This is a genomic window from Pelotalea chapellei (assembly GCF_018531195.1).
Taxonomy (GTDB): domain Bacteria; phylum Desulfobacterota; class Desulfuromonadia; order Geobacterales; family Pseudopelobacteraceae; genus Pelotalea; species Pelotalea chapellei.
This window is the reverse complement of the sequence record NZ_JAHDYS010000004.1, coordinates 283,265-302,551: the sequence shown is the minus strand read 5'-3', so window position 1 is coordinate 302,551 and position 19,287 is coordinate 283,265. Positions and strand designations below refer to the sequence as shown.

Here is a 19,287-nt window from a genome sequence, read left to right as displayed (position 1 = left end):
TGTGGGAGATTAGGTCGCCGCCGGGAATAATTAAAACAGCCCCTTCACTACAAAGTGATGGGGCTGTTTGCGTTTGTATGGGCAGTTTCGTTTATAATATTTCTCTGCCTGAAGTTTAATCTTTAGACTTGCCACGGATAACTGATTCGGGGTGCTGCTCAAGGTAGTCTGCCAGCACTCCCAGCGAAGCCGCTGCCCGACTAAGTTGCCGTAATGTTTCTTGCAAATCAGATTGAAGTGGGGAACCGGTAGATAAAACTGCACGCGCTTCTCCCAATGTTTCTCGGGCTGATCTTAAGGTGTCCCTTAATTCCGGTGTGACCTCCCGGTCGAGTTTCTTTACTAAGTGGTCAACACTTTGAAGCGCTTTTTCAAGCTTCTTGACTGAATTTCTCACATCGTTTGTTAGTTCTTCAACTGGTAATTTTTCTATTTTTTCAGCAACTCTTTGAAACGTATCCTGCAGATCTTTCCCATGGCTATCTTTAACTGGAAACTGTTTGGTGTCTGAGCTTGTTGTCACAACCGATCCACTGCCTGAGAAATCTAGATCGATATATTGCTGACCTGTTAAAAGATTTCCTTTCTTTAATTGCGCGCGCAATCCGTTATTTATGAGCACAATCAGGTGATTATTGTTTTCTGTGGTTCCTGCCCCGATAGTATCTGGTCGAAAGCGCGCCGGATGTAGTATCACCTCTACTGGAATAGCGAATGAATGGTTTGTTTTAGAATCAATGTTGATTTTTGTCACTTCCCCTACAGGTACTCCTTTAAATTCAACTGCTGCACCAATGGACAAACCGTGTACCGATTGTCTGAACATCATCGTGAATGGTATTGCCTCTTTTGTATTTCTTAAAGCCTCATCGCGGTTGGTATAGAGGGTGTAACTGGTATTGCCGTTTGCTCGTATATTATTTTTTTTATCCGGGGAATCGAAAGCAATACCGCCCACCAGAATTGATGCTAAAGATTCCGTATCAATTTTCACTCCACTGGTGCTGAGCTGAACATCGATGCCACTCGCTTGCCAAAAAAAACTTTCCGACATCACATGCCGGTCGTGTGGGGCTTTAATAAAAACGGTCAGTAATACACCTTTACCTTCTTTATCTAGTTCAAAAGTTTCAACCTGTCCCACTTGAATGCGGCGGTAAAGTACTGGTGAACCAATGTTCAGAGAGCCAAGGTTCGCCGCATGGAGAGTAAATCTACTGCCAGGCTCGTCGGTTGATACCGCCGGGGGGACTTCAAGCCCAGCAAAAACCTTCCGCGGTTTGTCCGATTTCCCAACATCAATGGCTATGTAGGGTCCTTCCTTCAGGGTGCCCAGGCCCGACACATTCAATCCGGTGATTCTGGGACGTGCAACCCAAAAGCTGGTGTCCTCCACCAATAATCCTTTTGCTTCCCTATCTATATGGGCAGTTACAAGAACCCGGGAGCGATCATTGGCCAGTGCTATTTTCTTGACCTCCCCGATCTGAACATCTTTGTACTTTATTTTTGTCTGATTTTCTTCCAGCCCTTCACCACTTTTGAAACTGATAGTGATTGCACGTCGATGGTCTAACCATGCATTAATGGCCAGACTTCCTCCAATAAGTGCCGCCACCAATGGAACTAGCCAAACCAGTTGGATGGAAAAACGGCTCTTAGGCGCTGCGACGGCCTCCGGCAGTTCATTATGTTTATTCTGTTTTTCTGTCATGCCCATCTCGCTTGTCGCAAGCGTCCCAGATAAGGCGTGGGTCGAATTGCATCGTTGCCAGCATTGTCAGCACCACTACGGCTGCAAAGGGGATAGCCGCTGGTCCGACATTAACCCGAGCGACCATAGGAAACTGGACCAAAGCCGTCAGAATGGTAATCACATAGATATCCAGCATTGACCATCGCCCCACAACTTTAACCAAGCGATAAAGACGTGTCAGTTGTTGCGGCTGCCATCCCGGTCGTCTTTGTGTTCCATATAGAAGCAGGGCCAGTACGAAAATCTTCAGGAGAGGAACGGTTATACTCGCAATAAAGACAATTACGGAGATACCCCAAGATCCTGATGTCCAGAGCGAGATTATGCCACTTAAAATGGTATCCCTTTGGGTCCCGTTCAATGAGGTTGTCACCATGATCGGAAGCAGATTGGCCGGGATATAAAGGATGGCGGCAGCCAGCATTAATGCCCAGGTTCGGGATACACTGTGCACTTTTCGTGGGTAAAGAGCGGTTGCACAGCGCGGACATGAATTTGCAGGGGAGGGACTGTTTCGGACCAGAAGTCCACACTCCTGGCATGACACAATATTAAGCTCAAATGCTGTTGCATTGTTTTGAGTCATTGTGGTTTTCCATTGCTTAGGACAGTGCCCTGCCTGAAATAGCTCCAAAGGGTCTGTTCATCCAAAGAAACCGTAACAGCAGCAAGCAAGATGGTTAAAACCGCATAGGCCCAGAGTGCGATACCTGGCATTACAGTGGCAATGCCGCCCAATTTAACAAATGAGACGAGCGCCCCAAGCATAAACACTTCCAGCATCTGCCATGGCCTTACTTTGTGCAGTAACTTGACCAGGAGAGGCATCCTTCCGGAAATTCTGCGGCGTCTCAGGGAAAACAGGATATAAAGAAGAAGGGTTATTTCAACTCCTGGGGCGCCTATTGCCGTAATCATTACAGCAGTCGCCATGATTCTCATATTCTGTCCCCACAGTGTACCGACCGCTTGTGCAAGCGTGGAGGCGGTTCGTATACCTTGTTTCTCCAAAAACAGAACGGGATAGGTATTAGCAATTATATAAAAGAAAGCTGCCGTCATGATCAACGCCAACGCCATCTCCAGCCCATGTTTTTTGTTTTTATAGAGAATCGAGAAGCAGCGACAACATCGCGCAGTTCCACCGACATGCAGGGGAACCATCCGTTGGAGCAGGTCGCACTCAGGACATGCCACTATTAAGTCTTCCCTCATTCTACTCTCCTACAAAACGCTCTTTTCTCTGGCAGGCCCAAGCCATTCAGGATGATGGTGGGTTCCGTCGAAATAATCGCTCGTCTTGTACCGCTCATATTTACCTTTGAGTGCTGCTTCGGTAGTGCGGCTGAGCAGAGCGGCCACTTGCTGTTCTGTGAACGGTCGAAACTCTCTGGCTGCCTTCAAAGCCTGTTTGAGAATGACCAAAGAATCGCATCCCGTTATGACTACACTGGTTGGAAGGCTCATGGCGTAGTGCAGGCACTCCACCGGTGATGCTGTATTGCTCTCCAGGATATAGGGAGATCCCATTGATTTCATTCCGAGGATGCCAATGTTGTGTTTAAGCGCCACTGGAAGTACGTTTTTTTCGAAGCTGTCATAGTGTGCGTCCATCACGTTAAGCGGCATTTGCACTGCATCAAACACAAACTCGTGCTTGGCAGCAGTTTCAAGCATTTTTAGATGAATGCTTGGGCTTTTGTGACCGGTAAAGCCGATATAGCGAATTTTGCCGGCCTGTTTTGCAGCCAGAAGTGCCTCCAGTCCTCCTGCGGGTGCAAAGCTCTTTTCCACATCCGACAAACGAATAACTTCGTGGATCTGCATCAAATCAATTCGGTCGGTCTTCAGCCGTCGCAGTGACTCGTCGATCTGTTTTGCGGCTGTTTTACGATCCCGCCCATCAATCTTGGTCATCAGAAATACCTTGTTGCGATAGCCATCTTGCAAGGCCTTACCCATGCGGACCTCACTTTTGCCCTCATTATAATCCCAGCAATTGTCCATGAAGTTGACGCCATTATCGATGGCGGTGCGAATGATCTCAATACTCTCCTTCTCGTCTGCCTGTTTGCCGATATGGAAACCTCCCAGACCGATGAGGGACACCTTTTCCCCCGTACGACCAAGCTTGCGGTAAGGCATCTCCCCTTTGACCATTGCAGCAAACAAGCCTTTCGGAATACAGGACATAACCGTTAATGCCGCAGCAGCCGCGAGCAACTCGCGTCGAGACATGTACATTAGATTAGCCATGCTTTTCTCCTTCCGAAGTCATGATTTCAAGCAATTCATCCAGTTACGTCAGGTATATGTATCACCGTGATGAAGGTAATGAACGTTGTCACGTAGCCGCTCTGAGGTGAGGCCATAGCCGATATGGGCATGGTCGCCGGCATGCAGAAAATTGGGATCAGTAAGTATGGTAAAGCCACCGCATTTAATGACTGTTGTGGCGGTCCCGACCAATAGAATCGATTCTGAATCGAGAGTGGCAGGTGCGCTGAAGTCCTGGAGAGAAAGTGTATTTGTAGCCATTGGGCCTCCTGGTTAGAACCGGAGCGAGTGGCGTCTTTTCATAAAGTCTAGCATGGTGGAAAGGTGCGTCAATTAATCGACAAACGTTACACCAACCGTGGCTCCCGGGCTTGAGCCCGCTCAGCCTCGCAGTGTCATTGGCAATGATCCGGCCGATAAAGACAGTAATGACCCATCGGCACCAGCGGATTATCGGAGGCAACGGCATGGCGGTCGACCAGAAAAGGCCACGGCCCCTGGTGGAATGCAGGGGCCGCGCATATGAATAAAGCTGTTCCGAAATCCTACTTCGACAATTGTGGCTGGTGTCATTCATAGACCAGCACCGACTTCAACACTTTATGAACCGCCGCGTACGGAACCGTACGCACGGTGGGGTGGGAGGACGGCGGAAGTAATTCCGCCTCCTACCCGATCCGGATGGAAAGGATCCTGGGGTAAAGGAGTCTGCTGTCTCTCAATCGAAAGCAGGAAATTTGTAGTTATTCTGAAAAAGGATGAGATTAGCTTCTGTAATATATAGCCCCGCCCTCTATGCTGCCTGCTGTCCCTCACAAAGAAATGTCGGAAATATTTACAATTACTAAAAATTATAAATGTGAGGGCAGTTATGCCACTGATATTAAGCAGTTGCAGGGTAGGCATTTTTATTGCTTAGATGTTAGCCGCTAATTAAAAACCAATTAAGTTGTCAGGCAGTATTAAGCTGCCCCGATTTTGGGAGGACGAGAATGAAAAAGATCATGGTACTCATGCGATTTGCTAAAGGTTTTGGCTGGGCGCTAACAGTCGCGATGATGCTGTTGTCGTTGGGGTTGATCACGGAATCTGCACAGGCGAGGCCGCTGGATCTCACATTGCAACCCTCTCCTGATATGTTTTCCGACGCAATAGAGGTCAACTATGATGCAGCAAGCCAGATGTTTACTGCCAGAGGTTTTGCCGAGCACATCAAGAATGGAACAGATACGCCTACCCAGGTAATAAACGGTCAGTTTGAAATAACGGCTGCTATTTCAAACAGCGGAGACATTTTGTCGGGAACTCTTACAATCACCGGAGAAGTGCCTTCGCTTGGTATCGGCCAGGGACAACTGCTGGTTGGAAATATCAGCGCTCTTGGCTACGGCGAAGCAGGAGGAGCAGTGGAATTTCAGTTCGATACCAGTGACGGAGCGATGTTCACCCAATTTGGCCCGGCCATTAAAGTCATTCTTGGGCAGAGTGGCTTCACAGGCAATTTTGCGCAGAACTTTAACAATGGCGCCATAGGTGTCGCAGGTATCGGGTGGTAAGAGGGTGAAGCACGTTTTATTAATGCTTAAAAAATAAAAATATAATTTGTTGTAAAAAAGGGGGCTACAAATGGCACAGGAAAAAAGAATTAGTGGAATGATGAAGGCAGGTTTGCTGTTGGGTGTTTGTGCAACTCTGCTGTTGGGAGCAATGAGTCAGACGTCGTATGCACTTCTACTGAATTCGACCCCTGATTTTAAAGTTGCTCCTGTTACCGTCGATTACTCAAGCGGCAATTTTTTAGCATATGGATTTGCTGAAAAATACAATGGCCTTCCTGTTACTGACACTATAGGCTTCAGACTGGATGCAACAATAGACTCTTTTGGAAATTTAGCGACTGGTGGATCAATGTATATTTATGACTATACACTGAGCAATTATCTACTAATAGGATCTTTGACAAAACTTGATTTCACCGTGGGCAATCCTGTGCTCAATTTCCTTTTCACACCGACCAGTGGCGATTACCAGGGCGATTACGGTTCACTAGGAGGCATCATTCTCGGTGCCAGCGGTTTTGACTCATCAATCAATGGGTTCGGTTCTGACTTCAGCTCCCTCAGTGCAAGTGCCGACGTGGGAACCCCGGTTCCGGAGCCATCATCCGTGTGTCTGCTACTTTTGGGAGCTGGTGGGTTTTGTTTCCTGCGTAAGCGGAAGTCATAGGAATAGTTAAGAGAACTATTTTGTAAGAGCCGCTTTGTATGGCGGCTTTTTACATAATGATTGTCCGGAGCATGTGGATTATAAATGGGGGTAAACGGGATGAACAAGAGAGTACTTCTGGCAGCGATACTTTTTGTGGCCACAATTGCTGTTTTTAGCGGGAGCGCATTTGCGGCGTTGCTTGGGGTGCAACCGGGATACCCCTTAATCACCTTTGACAGTTTGAGCAGTCCAAGCCCAAATAGCGGCACAACCTTTGATCCGAACACCGGGCTGTTAACTGTTTCGGGAACGCCGACAAGCTATTTTTGGGCGCCATCTCCGCCGCCACCTCCACCACCAAATTTGCCAATTGTATATAAAACCCCTGTTCTCAATGTAAAGGATTTAAAAATCCAGGTTCATGTGGACAATGCCGGTAATCTTGTCCCTGATGTACCTGGTGATCAAATAACTATTACCGGGGTTATAAATACTGGCGGGTTATATACTGGTCCAGCATATAGTGGAACCCTTCTGACCGGAAAGATTACCCGATTTGGTTTTTATAATGGTGGCACGACAGATTCATATGATTTTCGTTTTATGCCTACTGGCGGCGTGATGTTTGATCTCTACAAAAATGGGGATATTGGCATTACCTTAACCAGTGAAAATTCATCTTTTAACGGAAATTTTACCGTCGGTTTTCAGGGTAACGCCAAGGGTACGGTTGGCGTTACTGCCGGTCCTCATTTCGACCTCACCGAAACCTGCACCGATGCCGTAGGCCAGGGGCCAATCCAGTTCTCAGCCACAATTACCAATACCGGTACCGAGAATCTGAAAAACATCACCTGCAGCCACTCTCCCGATACTACATTGACCGGCGTTCCGACTGATCTAACTTTTGTTGGTACAACCGCAACCGCAACTATTACCGGCAGCTATATGCCAGTCGGTTCACCTTCCACCTCAACCCTTACTTGCAACGCGACGGGGGCTGGTAGTCAGGTAGTTATTACCAAGAATAGCAGCGCTACATGTATTACACCGCCCACGGCCAACTGCGTATCTATCACCGCAGTAAAGGGCACGCCGATCACTGCTGTAACCATGAGCGCAAGCGGTGGTGATGGTGGTTCCTACACCTTCAGCGCCAACGGTCTGCCTGACGGACTCGTAATGTCAACTGGCGGCACGATCTCCGGCACACCGACTGTCGGCGGTACGTTCCCTTACACCGTGACTGTAACGGATAGCCACGGCAACACCGGCAACACCAGCTGCTCGGTCACCGTGACCTATCCACCGATCACCGGATCCTGTGTATCTATCACCGCAGTGAAGGGCACGCCGATCACAGCTGTAACCATGAGCGCAAGCGGTGGTGATGGTGGTTCCTACACCTTCAGCGCCAACGGTCTGCCTGACGGACTCGTAATGTCAACTGGCGGCACGATCTCCGGTACACCGACTGTCGGCGGCACATTCAACTACACCGTCACAATTACTGACAAGGCCGGTAACATCGGCACTTCAAACTGCTCGGTCACCGTAACCTATCCCCCCATCACCGGAACCTGCGTATCCATCATCGCGGTGAAGGGCACGCCGATCACAGCTGTAACCATGAGCGCCAGCGGCGGTGATGGTGGTCCCTATACCTTCTCCGCTTCGGGCCTGCCTGCTGGTCTCACCATGGACGCCACAGGTAAAATCTCCGGTACACCGACTGTCGGCGGTACGTTTTCCTACACCGTCACGATTACCGACAAAGCCGGTAACATCGGCACTTCAAACTGCTCGGTCACCGTAACCTATCCCCCCATCACCGGAACCTGCGTATCTATCACCGCAGTGAAGGGCACGCCGATCACAGCTGTAACCATGAGCGCAAGCGGTGGTGATGGTGGTTCCTACACCTTCAGCGCCAACGGTCTGCCTGACGGACTCGTAATGTCAACTGGCGGCACGATCTCCGGTACACCGACTGTCGGCGGCACATTCAACTACACCGTCACAATTACTGACAAGGCCGGTAACATCGGCACTTCAAACTGCTCGGTCACCGTAACCTATCCCCCCATCACCGGAACCTGCATATCTATCACCGCAGTGAAGGGCACGCCGATCACAGCTGTAACCATGACCGCCAGCGGCGGTGATGGTGGTCCCTATACCTTCTCCGCTTCGGGCCTGCCTGCTGGTCTCACCATGGACGCCACAGGTAAAATCTCCGGTACACCGACTGTCGGCGGTACGTTTTCCTACACCGTCACGATTACCGACAAAGCCGGTAACATCGGCACTTCAAACTGCTCGGTCACCGTAACCTATCCCCCCATCACCGGAACCTGCGTATCTATCACCGCAGTGAAGGGCACGCCGATCACAGCTGTAACCATGAGCGCAAGCGGTGGTGATGGTGGTTCCTACACCTTCAGCGCCAACGGTCTGCCTGACGGACTCGTAATGTCAACTGGCGGCACGATCTCCGGCACACCGACTGTCGGCGGCACATTCAACTACACCGTCACAATTACCGACAAGGCCGGTAACATCGGCACTTCAAACTGCTCGGTCACCGTAACCTATCCCCCCATCACCGGAACCTGCGTATCCATCATCGCGGTGAAGGGCACGCCGATCACAGCTGTAACCATGAGCGCCAGCGGCGGTGATGGTGGTCCCTATACCTTCTCCGCTTCGGGCCTGCCTGCTGGTCTCACCATGGACGCCACAGGTAAAATCTCCGGCACACCGACTGTCGGCGGTACGTTCCCCTACACCGTCACGATTACCGACAAAGCCGGTAACATCGGCACTTCAAACTGCTCGGTCACCGTCAATGCCCCTCCCACCGCCAGCTGTATTTCCATTACAGCGGTACAGGGTATTGCAATCACTCCTGTTAAACTGATTGCTAGCGGTGGTATCGGTAGTTCCTATACCTTCACAGCCACCGGCCTGCCTGCAGGGCTTAGTATGGCTGCCGATGGAACAATTTCCGGCACACCCACCGTCAGCGGGACTTTCACCTATACCGTTACTGTCAAAGACAAGAATGCCAACAGCGGCACGTTCAATTGCTCGGTGACGGTCAACCCGCCGCCTAGCGCTATCTGCGTTTCCATCACCGCTGTACAGGGTGTGGCCATCACGCCTGTAGTCATGACAGCCAGCGGCGGTGTCGGTGGCCCCTATGTATTCACGGCCACCGGATTGCCGGCTGGCATCACCATGGCGCTAAATGGCACCATCTCCGGTACCCCGACAGTCAGCGGGACCTTCACCTATATCGTGACGGTCACTGACAAAAACGGTAACAGCGGTGCTAACAATTGCTCGATCATCGTCAAGATCCCCAGTTTCGGTTGTACCTTTACCATCGGCTACTGGAAAAACCACGCCGGCTTCGGTCCGCAGGCCGATGTGCTCAGTCCGCTCCTGCCCCAGTACCTGGGGAACAAAGGGGGAACCAAGACCATTAACGTTACTACTGCCAAGATTGCCTATGATGTTCTCAACCAGAACGTCTATGGCACTTCTTCCAACGGCATCACCAAGCTCTATGCCCAACTGCTGGCCGCTAAGCTCAACCTAAAAGCCGGTGCTGATCCTGCCGCGGTTGCCAGCATTATTACAGCTGCCGACAGTTTCCTGACCACCACCAGCTATAGTGCCTGGGCAACCCTGAAACAGGGTGACCAGAGCAAGGTGCTGTCCTGGGCAGCCATCCTGGATTCCTATAACAACGGCGTTTCCGGCCCGGGCCACTGCGGCAGCCAGGAGAGCGTTGCCTGTATCAATCTGCAGAAGAAGATCAGTGTTGATAGCGGAAAAACCTGGCTAGATGCCGATACCCAGGAGAGCGCTGCCGCCAAGAGCGTTCCCTTCAACGTGCTGTACAAGCTGGTTGTGAACAACTGCGGCACAGTGAATCTCACCAATGTCGACGTCGACGACCCCGTTCTGGGAATCAGCAACTACATGATTTCCGTGCTGCCGGCCGGGGCTTCCACCGCTCTGGGCTCGTCCCAGATACCCAAGCTGGCACCAACCATCAAGGCTTGCCAGAGCTCCGGCGCCTTTGAAAACGTGGCTACCGTAACAGCGGTGTACAACGACATTCCCGTCACCGCCAGCGATTCGGCCTGGCTGGTGTGCACTGTCACCACATCCTGCCTCGACATCATTAAGGACATCAGCGTCGATGGCGGGGTGACCTGGAAAACTGCCGATACCCAGGCTACTGCACCTGGGACCACTGCTCCGCATTCTGCGGATTACCGCCTGACCGTCAAAAACTGCGGCAGCACTACGCTTAGCAATGTTCAGATCCAAGATTCCAATCTTGGGCTCCCGGCCTACAGCGTCGGCAGTCTCTCCGCAAAGGGATCCAAGGTGTACACTTATAGGGAAATACCTCAGCTCAGGGATTCCGATGCGTGTACCACAGCTGGCGTGTTCTCCAACACCGCATTGGTCTCCGGAACCTACAACGGCCTTGCTGTTACCGACTCCGATACGGCCTGGCTGGTTTGCACCGGCAGCACCAGTGGCGGATGTTCCTATACCTGGGGGTACTGGAAAACCCACACCGTGTACGACGGCGCCAAAAAACGCAACGCTACCTGGGGTAAGCTTGCCGGTGGCGAGAATGCGCTTTTCTTCGGCCTTGGGCAGAGCTGGTACAACGTGCTGATGACCGATCCATCGGGCGGGAACGCCTATTACATCCTGGCCCACCAGTACATTGCCGCCTATCTCAATAAGCTGTCTGGCGCCAGTGTTTCGGTAATCGACAGCGATTTCAAACATGCTGCGGAGCTTTTGGAGAAGTATGATGGTTCTCCGCTTATTACCTCGGATGTTTCCGGTGCTGTACGTGATGATTTCATTACAACCGCATCAAGGCTGGATCAGTACAACAATGGTATGATTGGTCCAGGACACTGCAAGTAATCTAAGGTTGTGCCAAATGGTTAGCTTCAAACGCCCTATCAGATGCCTGTCTGGTGGGGCGCTTGCGTTAAATAGGGTTTAATCCTCCCACATGCTCTGATATACTTCTGACATGTTGCCCGAGGCCTTTTTCCATCTGCTGATTTATTCTGCCATAACCGTCGCTTTGATCGGCGGTCTGCTGCTGGCTGCGTGGTGGCTTGGAGGGGGGCGAAGTTCCGCACATAACTCATCTGCCTATGAATCCGGAATTAACCCGACAACCTCAGCACGCCTTGCATGGCCGGTTCCCTTCTACCTTATAGCCATATTCTTTATTGTTTTTGATGTTGAGGCGGCCTTTGTTTTTACCTGGGCTGTTGCCTGGGATCTGCTGGGGCTTGTTGGCCTTGTGCAGATCACTGTTTTTATAATCATCCTAGCAGCCGGTCTGGTCTGGCTTTGGCTGAAAGGTGGACTTGACTGGGGCCCCGCAGCCTCCAGAAGGCGCTCTCCTGATGTCTGATTCCAATCCCGATAACATTCTGCTTGTCCGTCTGGACGATCTGATCAACTGGGGGCGCGCCAATTCTCTCTGGCCCATGTTCTTTGGGCTCTCCTGCTGCTTTGTAGAAATGATGACCTCCTTTACCTCGCGCCATGATATCTCCCGCTTTGGTGCCGAAGTTCTGCGCGGTACTCCGCGCGAGGCAGATGTCATGGTTATTGCCGGAACTGTTTTTACCAAGATGGCCCCTTCCATTCTGAATCTGTACGAACAGATGGCTGAGCCGCGCTGGGTCATTTCCATGGGCAGCTGTGCCAACTCCGGTGGGATGTACGATGTCTACAGCGTAGTGCAGGGAGTGAACCAGATCTTGCCGGTAGATGTGTATGTGCCGGGATGTCCTCCACGTCCGGAAGCTTTCATGCAGGGGCTGATAGAGCTTCAAAAAAAGATTCGCAGCCAGGAACGACCCAGTCGACCGGTACTGCGGCTGCAGGGTGGCAGCCAGGGAACTACCGCACCGGTACTGGTGCCGGGTGTAACCAAGACCAACGATCCGCGCGGACCTGGACTGGAGGAGACAAAAATCAGGGGTACGTCTGTCACCCAACCCCGTTTCTGGCTCTCCCGCACCGATGAGATGTGGCGACCGGCTGCCGCCAGACATGATTACTCCGACTTCGGACTTCCTCAAGAAATTTCAGAGCTGTTCTCCGATCAGGTTATTGTCGACCCTGCGGCGACAGATATGCTTACCCTGCGGGCGCCTGCCGCATTGGTGCCTGACCTTCTGAGGCACTTGAAAAACAGATCCGGTATTGCCTTCCGACGCTTGGAAGATATTGCTGCTGTTGACGATTCTGCCCGTCGGAAAAGAGAAGATTATCAAGACTACACTCTCAACTACCATCTGCTCTCATTTGACCAGCCCGGCTATCTGCGGATCAAGACAGAACTAACTGGTGATGTTCCTGAGGCTCACAGCGTTACCTCTGTCTTTCCTGCTGCCAACTGGTATGAGCGTGAAGTTTTTGACATGTTCGGCATCCGCTTCAGCGGCCACCCGAACCTGCAGCGCATCCTGATGCCCCCTGACTGGGTCGGTCACCCCCTGCAGAAATCCCATCCTTTCCGTGCTACGGAGATGCCGCCTTACACTACTGAAGACGCCCGCAAGCATCAGGCACTCCCGGCTACGGATTTTTTTGAACGTGTAGGCGAAGGGGAAATGGTGCTTAACCTGGGGCCACAGCATCCTGGTACCCACGGCGTCATTCGCTGTATTCTCAAGCTGGACGGTGAAGAGATTACCGATGTGAATTTTGAGATCGGTTATCACCATCGGGCAGCAGAAAAGACGGCGGAGCGCCAGCACTGGAACCAGTTCATTCCCTACACCGACCGCATTGATTACCTCGCCGGGGTGCAGAACAACCTGGCTTATGTAAATTCAGTGGAGCGCCTCTGCAGCTTGACGGTTCCGGACCGCGCCATATATGTCCGCGTGATGCTCGCCGAACTGTTCAGAATTGCTAATCACCTCGTTTGGTTGGGGACATTTGCCGCCGATGTTGGGGCCATGACTCCCGTTTTCTACACATTTACAGATCGTGAAAAGATTTTCGACATAGTTGAGATGATCACCGGTGGTAGGATGCACCCTGCCTGGTTTCGCATCGGTGGAGTGGCCGAAGATCTGCCAGATGGATGGCAGGAACCGGTCAAGTCATTCCTGGCCTGGATGCCGGGTCGGCTCAAAGAGTACGAGCAGCTGTTGAACGGCAATATTGTCTTTAACCGGCGTTTACGCGACGTTGGCGCCATCTCTCTTCAGGATGCGATGGAATGGGGTGTATCAGGTCCTAATCTGCGTGCCTGCGGACTGGAGTGGGATCTGAGGAAGAAGATGCCCTATGCCGGGTATGAGCGTTTTGATTTCGATGTGGCCGTGGCAGAGGGGGGCGATTGCTGGGCTCGCTATCTGGTGAGGTTGGAAGAGATTCGCCAGTCGCTGCGCATTGTAGAACAGGCCATGCGGGAGATGCCGGGCGGCCGTTGGATTGCTGAGGAGTACCGCTATGTAGTGCCGCAGAAGCCGGATGCACTTAAGGATATCGAAAGCCTGATTCATCATTTTGTCAATACGACCCGGGGAATGGCCCCTCCCCGGGGAGAAAACTACTCTGCCATTGAAGCTCCCAAGGGGGAGAATGGCTATTTTGCAGTATCAGATGGACTCAACATTCCCTACCGTATGCGTATTCGCACCCCCAGTTTTCCTCATATTCAGGCACTGCCGATCATGAGCCGAGGATGGATGGTCGCTGATTTTCTGGCCATCATCGGATCAATCGATTTTGTGCTGGCAGATCTGGACCGGTGATCCGCAGAGCGTATCCTTCAGAAATTCTCTCAAAATTTCTTGTACAACAGTGGAACCATGGGCTACTATATTCAACTTTTAATTTAAGGGTGTGACGTGGACAAACTCATCATCAACGGCGGAAAAAAACTCAAGGGCGAGGTGCAGATCAGCGGTTCCAAAAACGCCGCTTTGCCCATCTTTGTCTCAACCATACTGGCCCCGGGACTCAACACTATCGGCAATGTTCCCTTCCTGCGAGACATCAACACGACCATCAAAGTCCTGGAGTCTCTCGGTGCAGATGTGGAAGGCAACGGTAACATTGTCAAGATCAACACCGCCGGCATCAACAGTCATGAAGCCACCTATGATCTGGTCAAGACCATGCGTGCTTCGGTGCTGGTTCTGGGCCCGTTACTGGCCCGCTTTGGCAAGGCGCGTGTTTCGCTTCCAGGTGGCTGTGCCATCGGGGCACGTCCGATCAACCTGCATCTGAAAGGACTTCAGGCTTTGGGTGCCGAAATAACCCTGGAGCATGGTTATGTGGAAGCCAAAGCCAAACGCCTGAAGGGTGCCAGGATTAACTTCGACATCTCCACCGTTGGGGGTACGGAGCATCTGATGATGGCTGCAGCCACCGCCAAAGGGGAGACTATTCTTGAAAATGCCGCCCGCGAACCGGAGATTGTCGATCTCGGACTGATACTCAACCGAATGGGAGCCAAGATTGAGGGGGCTGGGACTGATACCATCAAGATTCAGGGGGTCTCCGAGCTTTCTCCCGTCAATTACAGCGTCATGCCTGATCGCATTGAAGCCGGAACATTCATGATCGCCTCAGCTATCACCGGTGGAGATATAAAGATCCATGGCATGAAACTGGAACATCTGGATGCGCTGGTTTTCAAGCTGCAGGACGCAGGTGTCGAGATCACCAGCCGCGATAATGTGGTGAGAGTCAAGGGTTCCAAAAAAATGAGGGGCGTTAACATCAAGACCCGTCCATATCCCGGTTTCCCTACGGATATGCAGGCCCAGTTCATGGCGCTGATGTGCGTTGCAGAAGGTGCCAGCGTGATTTCCGAAAACATCTTCGAAAACCGCTTCATGCATGTTTCGGAGTTGCTGAGATTCGGAGCGGATATAACAGTGGAGGGGAGCACGGCCACTGTAAAGGGTGTCAAAAAACTCTCCGGCGCCCCGGTCATGGCCACTGATCTGCGTGCTTCCGCATCACTGATTCTGGGCGGGCTAGCGGCAGAAGGCACCACCGAAATCACCCGCATCTATCACCTTGATCGCGGATACGAATCCATTGAGAAAAAATTGGTCGGCCTCGGTGCTGATATCGTCAGGGTGAAGGAGTAGGGGCTGGGTTTCCCCGCCCGCATCCAACGCAACGTTCAGGGCGGCGATCTCGCCCTCTACAAGGAAACATGCAAATGTCAGATTACATCACGATTGCCATCCCCAAAGGCCGCATTCTGGAAGAATCCGTAGATCTTTTCGGCAGGATCGGCATCAATTGCCGTGAGTTGCTGAGCGATTCCCGCAAGCTTATCTTTGAAAACAGTGCCGAAAAGATGCGCTATATGATTGTGCGAGCCACCGATGTTCCCACCTATGTGGAATATGGCAGCGCAGACCTGGGTATCGTCGGTAAGGACACTTTGATGGAGCAGGGCAAGGATGTCTATGAACCACTGGATCTGAAGTTCGGATATTGCCGTATGATGGTTGCGGAACCTGCCAATCTGGCAAAAAATGACGATCCCTCCGGCTGGTCCCATATCCGCATTGCCACCAAGTACCCCCATGTGACCGAAAGCTATTTTGCTGCCAAAGGTATTCAGGTTGAGATCATCAAGCTGTACGGTTCAATTGAACTGGCACCGCTGGTGGGGTTGTCTGAACGAATTGTGGATCTGGTTTCCACCGGTGAAACCATGCGGCAGAATGGGCTGGTTGAAGTTGAAACCATTGCAGAAATCACCACGAGGCTGATCGTAAATCGAGCCAGTCTCAAGACTAAACAGGAACGAATCAGTGCAATTATCCAGGGTCTGGAGCAGGTGCTCCAGTCAGCCTAACAGGGTGAACAATGTTATTCCTTGATATACAGGACCATGATTTCGATCTGAAGTTTGAGGCGATCCTTTCGCGAGGTGATGAAACCGGTCGGGAGGTGGAGCAGGTTGTTCTGGACATCATCTCTGACGTGCGTCGGCGCGGTGATGCTGCTGTTCTGGAATTGACCCGCCGCTTTGATCGTCTTGATGCCGGCTCCCTTGCCGAGCTGGAGGTTACTGCGGAAGAAGTTGAAACCGCCTTCAGCCAGGTTGACCCTCAGGATATTGCGGCCTTGAAGCTGGCTGTCGAGCGGGTAGGGCGCTTTCACGAGAAACAGAAACAGCGGACCTGGCTCTCCACCGAGGAACTGGATGTGATGCTGGGCCAGAAGGTTACGCCTTTGGCACGAGTCGGTATCTACGTGCCGGGGGGCAAGGCGAGCTACCCTTCCAGTGTTATCATGAATGCCGTGCCTGCACGTGTTGCCGGGGTGGGAGAGATTATCATGGTGGCCCCGACACCGGGGGGCGAAATCAATCCGCATGTTGTGGTCGCTGCAAAACTCTCGGGTGTTGATCGCATCTTTCGCATCGGTGGCGCCCAGGCTGTAGCCGCGCTGGCATACGGTACAGCTACAATACCCAAGGTGGACAAGGTTACCGGTCCCGGCAACATCTACGTTGCCACCGCAAAGAAGCTTGTCTTCGGGCAGGTGGGCATCGACATGATCGCCGGCCCGAGCGAAATACTGGTGATCAGCGATGGCAGCGGCACGCCGGCCCATATCGCAGCCGATCTGCTTTCCCAGGCCGAGCATGACGAACTGGCTTCATCGATCCTGATCACCACTGATCGTTCCTTTGGCGAACGTGTGGCCGCCGAGGTGGAGCGCCAGTTGGGCCAACTTTCTCGCGAAACCATTGCACGGACGTCATGGGAGAAATATGGTGCTGTCATTGTGGCCTCTTCACTGGAAGAGGTGATCGAGTTTTCCAACAGGATTGCTCCTGAACACCTGGAACTTGCTGTCAGCGATCCTTTTGCAATCCTCCCGCAGATCACCAATGCCGGTGCAATCTTCATGGGGCACTGGACACCGGAGGCAGCCGGCGACTACCTTGCCGGGCCTAACCATACCCTGCCAACCGGCGGCACCGCCCGTTTCTTCTCACCCCTTTCAACGGATGATTTTGTCAAGAAATCCTCCATTGTCTACTTCTCGGAAGACGGATTAAAGCGTATGGGCAATGACATTGTGCGGATTGCGGGGCTGGAAGGGTTAGAGGCGCACGGTAAATCGGTCAGCATCCGACTGGAAAATAAATAAGCGTTCTCCACAAGGGGGCCCGACGTGGCAAATCTTTCTGCAGGTTTGCTTTGTGTTCTTTGTGGCTTCGTGTGGAATAGGATTTTAATATGAATCAGCTTCGCCACAACATCGCCACCATGCAGGGCTATGTACCCGGTTTTCAGCCGGACGACATCGCCTCATGGATCAAGCTCAATACCAATGAAAATCCCTATCCACCTTCTCCGCGGGTGAAGGAGGCAATTATTGCCGAACTGGGTTCCGAGGGTGATCTTTTGCGCACTTATCCCAGCGCCTCCAGCCAGAAACTGCGCGAAACTGCCGCCCACTTGTACGGCTTCGACCCTTCCTGGATCATCATGGCCAACGGGTCCGACGAGGTGCTCAATAACCTGATTCGTGCCTGCGCCGGAGAGGGTGAAGAGATCGGCTACGTTCATCCTTCCTATTCCTACTATTCAACTCTTGCTGAAATTCAGGGGGCACGGGTACGGACTTTTGGTCTGGGCGACGACTTCCGGATCAAGGATTTTCCTGAACGGTACGAAGGAAAGTTATTCTTTCTGACGACCCCAAACTCCCCGCTGGGAAGGGCATTTCCCCTGTCCTATGTGGAGGAGCTGGCTCAGCGCTGCACCGGGCTGCTGGTGGTGGACGAGGCATACGCTGATTTTTGCAAGTGGAACGCACTGGAGTTGGTGAAAAAGTACGACAATGTGGTGGTCACACGCACTCTCTCCAAGAGCTACGCCCTGGCCGGCATGCGCTTGGGATTGGCCGTTGCCCGTCCGGAAATCATCGCCGCCTTGGATAAGATCCGTGACCATTACAATCTTGACCGTCTGGCCCAGGTGGCCTGTGTGGCTGCATTGCAGGACCAGGATTATTTCCGCGAGTCGTGCCGCAAAATCGTAGAGACGCGGGAGTGGTTCTCCAAGGAACTTCTTCAAATCGGCTATGATGTGATTTCATCTCAAGGCAACTTTGTGTTTGCCTCATCGCCAGACAAAAATGGCAAAAGAGTCTACGATGGTCTTTACAGTCGCAAGATTCTGGTGCGGTTGCTTTCGGACCCGCTGCTTGCCCATGGTCTGCGCATCTCCATCGGTACGCGGGAAGAAATGGAAAAGACGTTGTCTGCAATCAAGGAAATCGGTTAGGCGTTTTAGGAAATATCCAGAAGAGAGCGCTTTCGGAGGGATAATGTCACGATCAGCAACAATCGAAAGAAATACCCAGGAAACCAAGATAAAATTGTCGCTGGATGTAGACGGCACAGGCAAGGGGGTAGTCTGCACTTCCGTTCCCTTTCTAGATCACATGCTCAATCTTTTCGCGCGGCATGGCCTTTTCAATCTTACTGTAGAGGCCTGCGGAGACATCGACATTGATTTCCACCACACGGTGGAGGATATCGGTATCGTACTGGGTGAGGCTTTCAAGCAGGCACTGGGTGACAAGAAGGGAATCCGCCGCTATGGCCAGGCCACCATACCGATGGATGAGACTCTGGCCAGTGTGGCGATTGATATCTCAGGACGCCCTTACTTTGTTTATCATGTCACGCTGCCTAAGGTAAAAATCGGGGATTTCGATGTGGAGCTGGCGAGAGAATTCTTTCAGGCATTCGTCAACCACAGCGGACTGAACCTGCATATCAACGTGATGTATGGTGACAATGTCCATCACATTATTGAAGCCTGTTTCAAGGCCTTTGCCCGTGCAATGGATGCAGCCACTCAAATGGATCCGAGAGTGGAAGGTGTCCTGTCCACAAAGGGTGTTCTTTAAGATCTGATCAAATGAAAAGGGGCAGTGAGTCCAACTCACTGCCCCTTTTTTCATGTCTC

The 19,287-nt window shown here is 52.0% G+C and carries 15 protein-coding genes; 10 read left to right on the top strand and 5 right to left on the bottom strand.

All coding sequences use genetic code 11. From position 1 onward, the window contains the following. Window positions 1-115: 115 nt before the first annotated feature. Genes KJB30_RS06350 through KJB30_RS06330 form a run of 5 tightly spaced genes read right to left on the bottom strand, consistent with a single transcriptional unit; the run spans window position 116 to window position 4,294 of the window. Window positions 116-1,714 carry a PqiB family protein gene (locus tag KJB30_RS06350; RefSeq protein ID WP_214297098.1) on the bottom strand — a complete coding sequence of 533 codons (1,599 nt, stop codon included), beginning with the start codon at window positions 1,712-1,714 and terminating at the stop codon, window positions 116-118. Then, window positions 1,695-2,342, bottom strand: a complete 648-nt coding sequence (locus tag KJB30_RS06345) for a paraquat-inducible protein A (protein ID WP_214297097.1) — start codon at window positions 2,340-2,342, stop codon at window positions 1,695-1,697. The genes KJB30_RS06350 and KJB30_RS06345 overlap by 20 nt, the downstream gene beginning before the upstream one ends. Then, window positions 2,339-2,971, bottom strand: coding sequence for a paraquat-inducible protein A (locus KJB30_RS06340; RefSeq protein ID WP_214297096.1), 633 nt, complete (start codon window positions 2,969-2,971; stop codon window positions 2,339-2,341). Before KJB30_RS06340 ends, KJB30_RS06345 begins: the two co-directional genes overlap by 4 nt. Window positions 2,972-2,980: 9 nt before the next feature. Further along, the gene (locus KJB30_RS06335) at window positions 2,981-4,012 is read right to left on the bottom strand and encodes an aldo/keto reductase (protein ID WP_246545524.1); all 1,032 of its coding nucleotides are present in this window, start codon (window positions 4,010-4,012) and stop codon (window positions 2,981-2,983) included. A gap of 48 nt (window positions 4,013-4,060) precedes the next feature. Further along, the gene (locus tag KJB30_RS06330) at window positions 4,061-4,294 is read right to left on the bottom strand and encodes an MBL fold metallo-hydrolase (RefSeq protein WP_214297095.1); all 234 of its coding nucleotides are present in this window, start codon (window positions 4,292-4,294) and stop codon (window positions 4,061-4,063) included. Between the two features lie 731 nt (window positions 4,295-5,025). Between KJB30_RS06330 and KJB30_RS06325 the strand changes: the two genes are divergently transcribed. From KJB30_RS06325 to hisB, 10 genes are all read left to right on the top strand, one after another. Next, entirely contained in the window at window positions 5,026-5,589 is a 564-nt protein-coding gene (locus tag KJB30_RS06325) for a hypothetical protein (protein WP_214297094.1), read from the top strand. Window positions 5,590-5,659: 70 nt separating this feature from the next. Further along, entirely contained in the window at window positions 5,660-6,259 is a 600-nt protein-coding gene (locus KJB30_RS06320; RefSeq protein ID WP_214297093.1) for a PEP-CTERM sorting domain-containing protein, read from the top strand. 930 nt (window positions 6,260-7,189) lie between these two features. Next, window positions 7,190-11,206, top strand: coding sequence for a beta strand repeat-containing protein (locus tag KJB30_RS06315; RefSeq protein WP_437179724.1), 4,017 nt, complete (start codon window positions 7,190-7,192; stop codon window positions 11,204-11,206). Window positions 11,207-11,318: 112 nt separating this feature from the next. Then, a complete protein-coding gene (locus KJB30_RS06310; RefSeq protein WP_214297091.1) occupies window positions 11,319-11,711 on the top strand; it encodes an NADH-quinone oxidoreductase subunit A in 393 nt (130 codons plus the stop codon). Further along, window positions 11,704-14,076, top strand: a complete 2,373-nt coding sequence (locus tag KJB30_RS06305) for an NADH-quinone oxidoreductase subunit B/C/D (RefSeq protein WP_214297090.1) — start codon at window positions 11,704-11,706, stop codon at window positions 14,074-14,076. The genes KJB30_RS06310 and KJB30_RS06305 overlap by 8 nt, the downstream gene beginning before the upstream one ends. A gap of 96 nt (window positions 14,077-14,172) precedes the next feature. Then, entirely contained in the window at window positions 14,173-15,426 is a 1,254-nt protein-coding gene (murA, locus tag KJB30_RS06300) for a UDP-N-acetylglucosamine 1-carboxyvinyltransferase (protein WP_214297089.1), read from the top strand. A 74-nt stretch (window positions 15,427-15,500) separates the two neighbouring features. Further along, window positions 15,501-16,148, top strand: coding sequence for an ATP phosphoribosyltransferase (hisG, locus tag KJB30_RS06295; protein WP_214297088.1), 648 nt, complete (start codon window positions 15,501-15,503; stop codon window positions 16,146-16,148). A gap of 11 nt (window positions 16,149-16,159) precedes the next feature. Further along, on the top strand, window positions 16,160-17,455 hold the full coding sequence (gene hisD / locus KJB30_RS06290; protein ID WP_214297087.1) for a histidinol dehydrogenase: 1,296 nt from the start codon (window positions 16,160-16,162) through the stop codon (window positions 17,453-17,455). Between the two features lie 89 nt (window positions 17,456-17,544). Continuing rightward, window positions 17,545-18,597: a histidinol-phosphate transaminase gene (gene hisC / locus KJB30_RS06285; protein WP_214297086.1), complete on the top strand. Its 1,053-nt coding sequence runs from the start codon at window positions 17,545-17,547 to the stop codon at window positions 18,595-18,597. A gap of 43 nt (window positions 18,598-18,640) precedes the next feature. After that, window positions 18,641-19,228: an imidazoleglycerol-phosphate dehydratase HisB gene (gene hisB / locus KJB30_RS06280; RefSeq protein ID WP_214297085.1), complete on the top strand. Its 588-nt coding sequence runs from the start codon at window positions 18,641-18,643 to the stop codon at window positions 19,226-19,228. Window positions 19,229-19,287: the final 59 nt, after the last annotated feature.

Bases quoted from the DNA above. Each gene is read 5' to 3' on its own strand.
- KJB30_RS06350 (WP_214297098.1), bottom strand. From the start codon at position 1,714: ATGACAGAAAAACAGAATAAACATAATGAACTGCCGGAGGCCGTCGCA.
- KJB30_RS06345 (WP_214297097.1), bottom strand. From the start codon at position 2,342: ATGACTCAAAACAATGCAACAGCATTTGAGCTTAATATTGTGTCATGC.
- KJB30_RS06340 (WP_214297096.1), bottom strand. From the start codon at position 2,971: ATGAGGGAAGACTTAATAGTGGCATGTCCTGAGTGCGACCTGCTCCAA.
- KJB30_RS06335 (WP_246545524.1), bottom strand. From the start codon at position 4,012: ATGGCTAATCTAATGTACATGTCTCGACGCGAGTTGCTCGCGGCTGCT.
- KJB30_RS06330 (WP_214297095.1), bottom strand. From the start codon at position 4,294: ATGGCTACAAATACACTTTCTCTCCAGGACTTCAGCGCACCTGCCACT.
- KJB30_RS06325 (WP_214297094.1), top strand. From the start codon at position 5,026: ATGAAAAAGATCATGGTACTCATGCGATTTGCTAAAGGTTTTGGCTGG.
- KJB30_RS06320 (WP_214297093.1), top strand. From the start codon at position 5,660: ATGGCACAGGAAAAAAGAATTAGTGGAATGATGAAGGCAGGTTTGCTG.
- KJB30_RS06315 (WP_437179724.1), top strand. From the start codon at position 7,190: ATGCCAGTCGGTTCACCTTCCACCTCAACCCTTACTTGCAACGCGACG.
- KJB30_RS06310 (WP_214297091.1), top strand. From the start codon at position 11,319: ATGTTGCCCGAGGCCTTTTTCCATCTGCTGATTTATTCTGCCATAACC.
- KJB30_RS06305 (WP_214297090.1), top strand. From the start codon at position 11,704: ATGTCTGATTCCAATCCCGATAACATTCTGCTTGTCCGTCTGGACGAT.
- hisG (WP_214297088.1), top strand. From the start codon at position 15,501: ATGTCAGATTACATCACGATTGCCATCCCCAAAGGCCGCATTCTGGAA.
- hisD (WP_214297087.1), top strand. From the start codon at position 16,160: ATGTTATTCCTTGATATACAGGACCATGATTTCGATCTGAAGTTTGAG.
- hisC (WP_214297086.1), top strand. From the start codon at position 17,545: ATGAATCAGCTTCGCCACAACATCGCCACCATGCAGGGCTATGTACCC.
- hisB (WP_214297085.1), top strand. From the start codon at position 18,641: ATGTCACGATCAGCAACAATCGAAAGAAATACCCAGGAAACCAAGATA.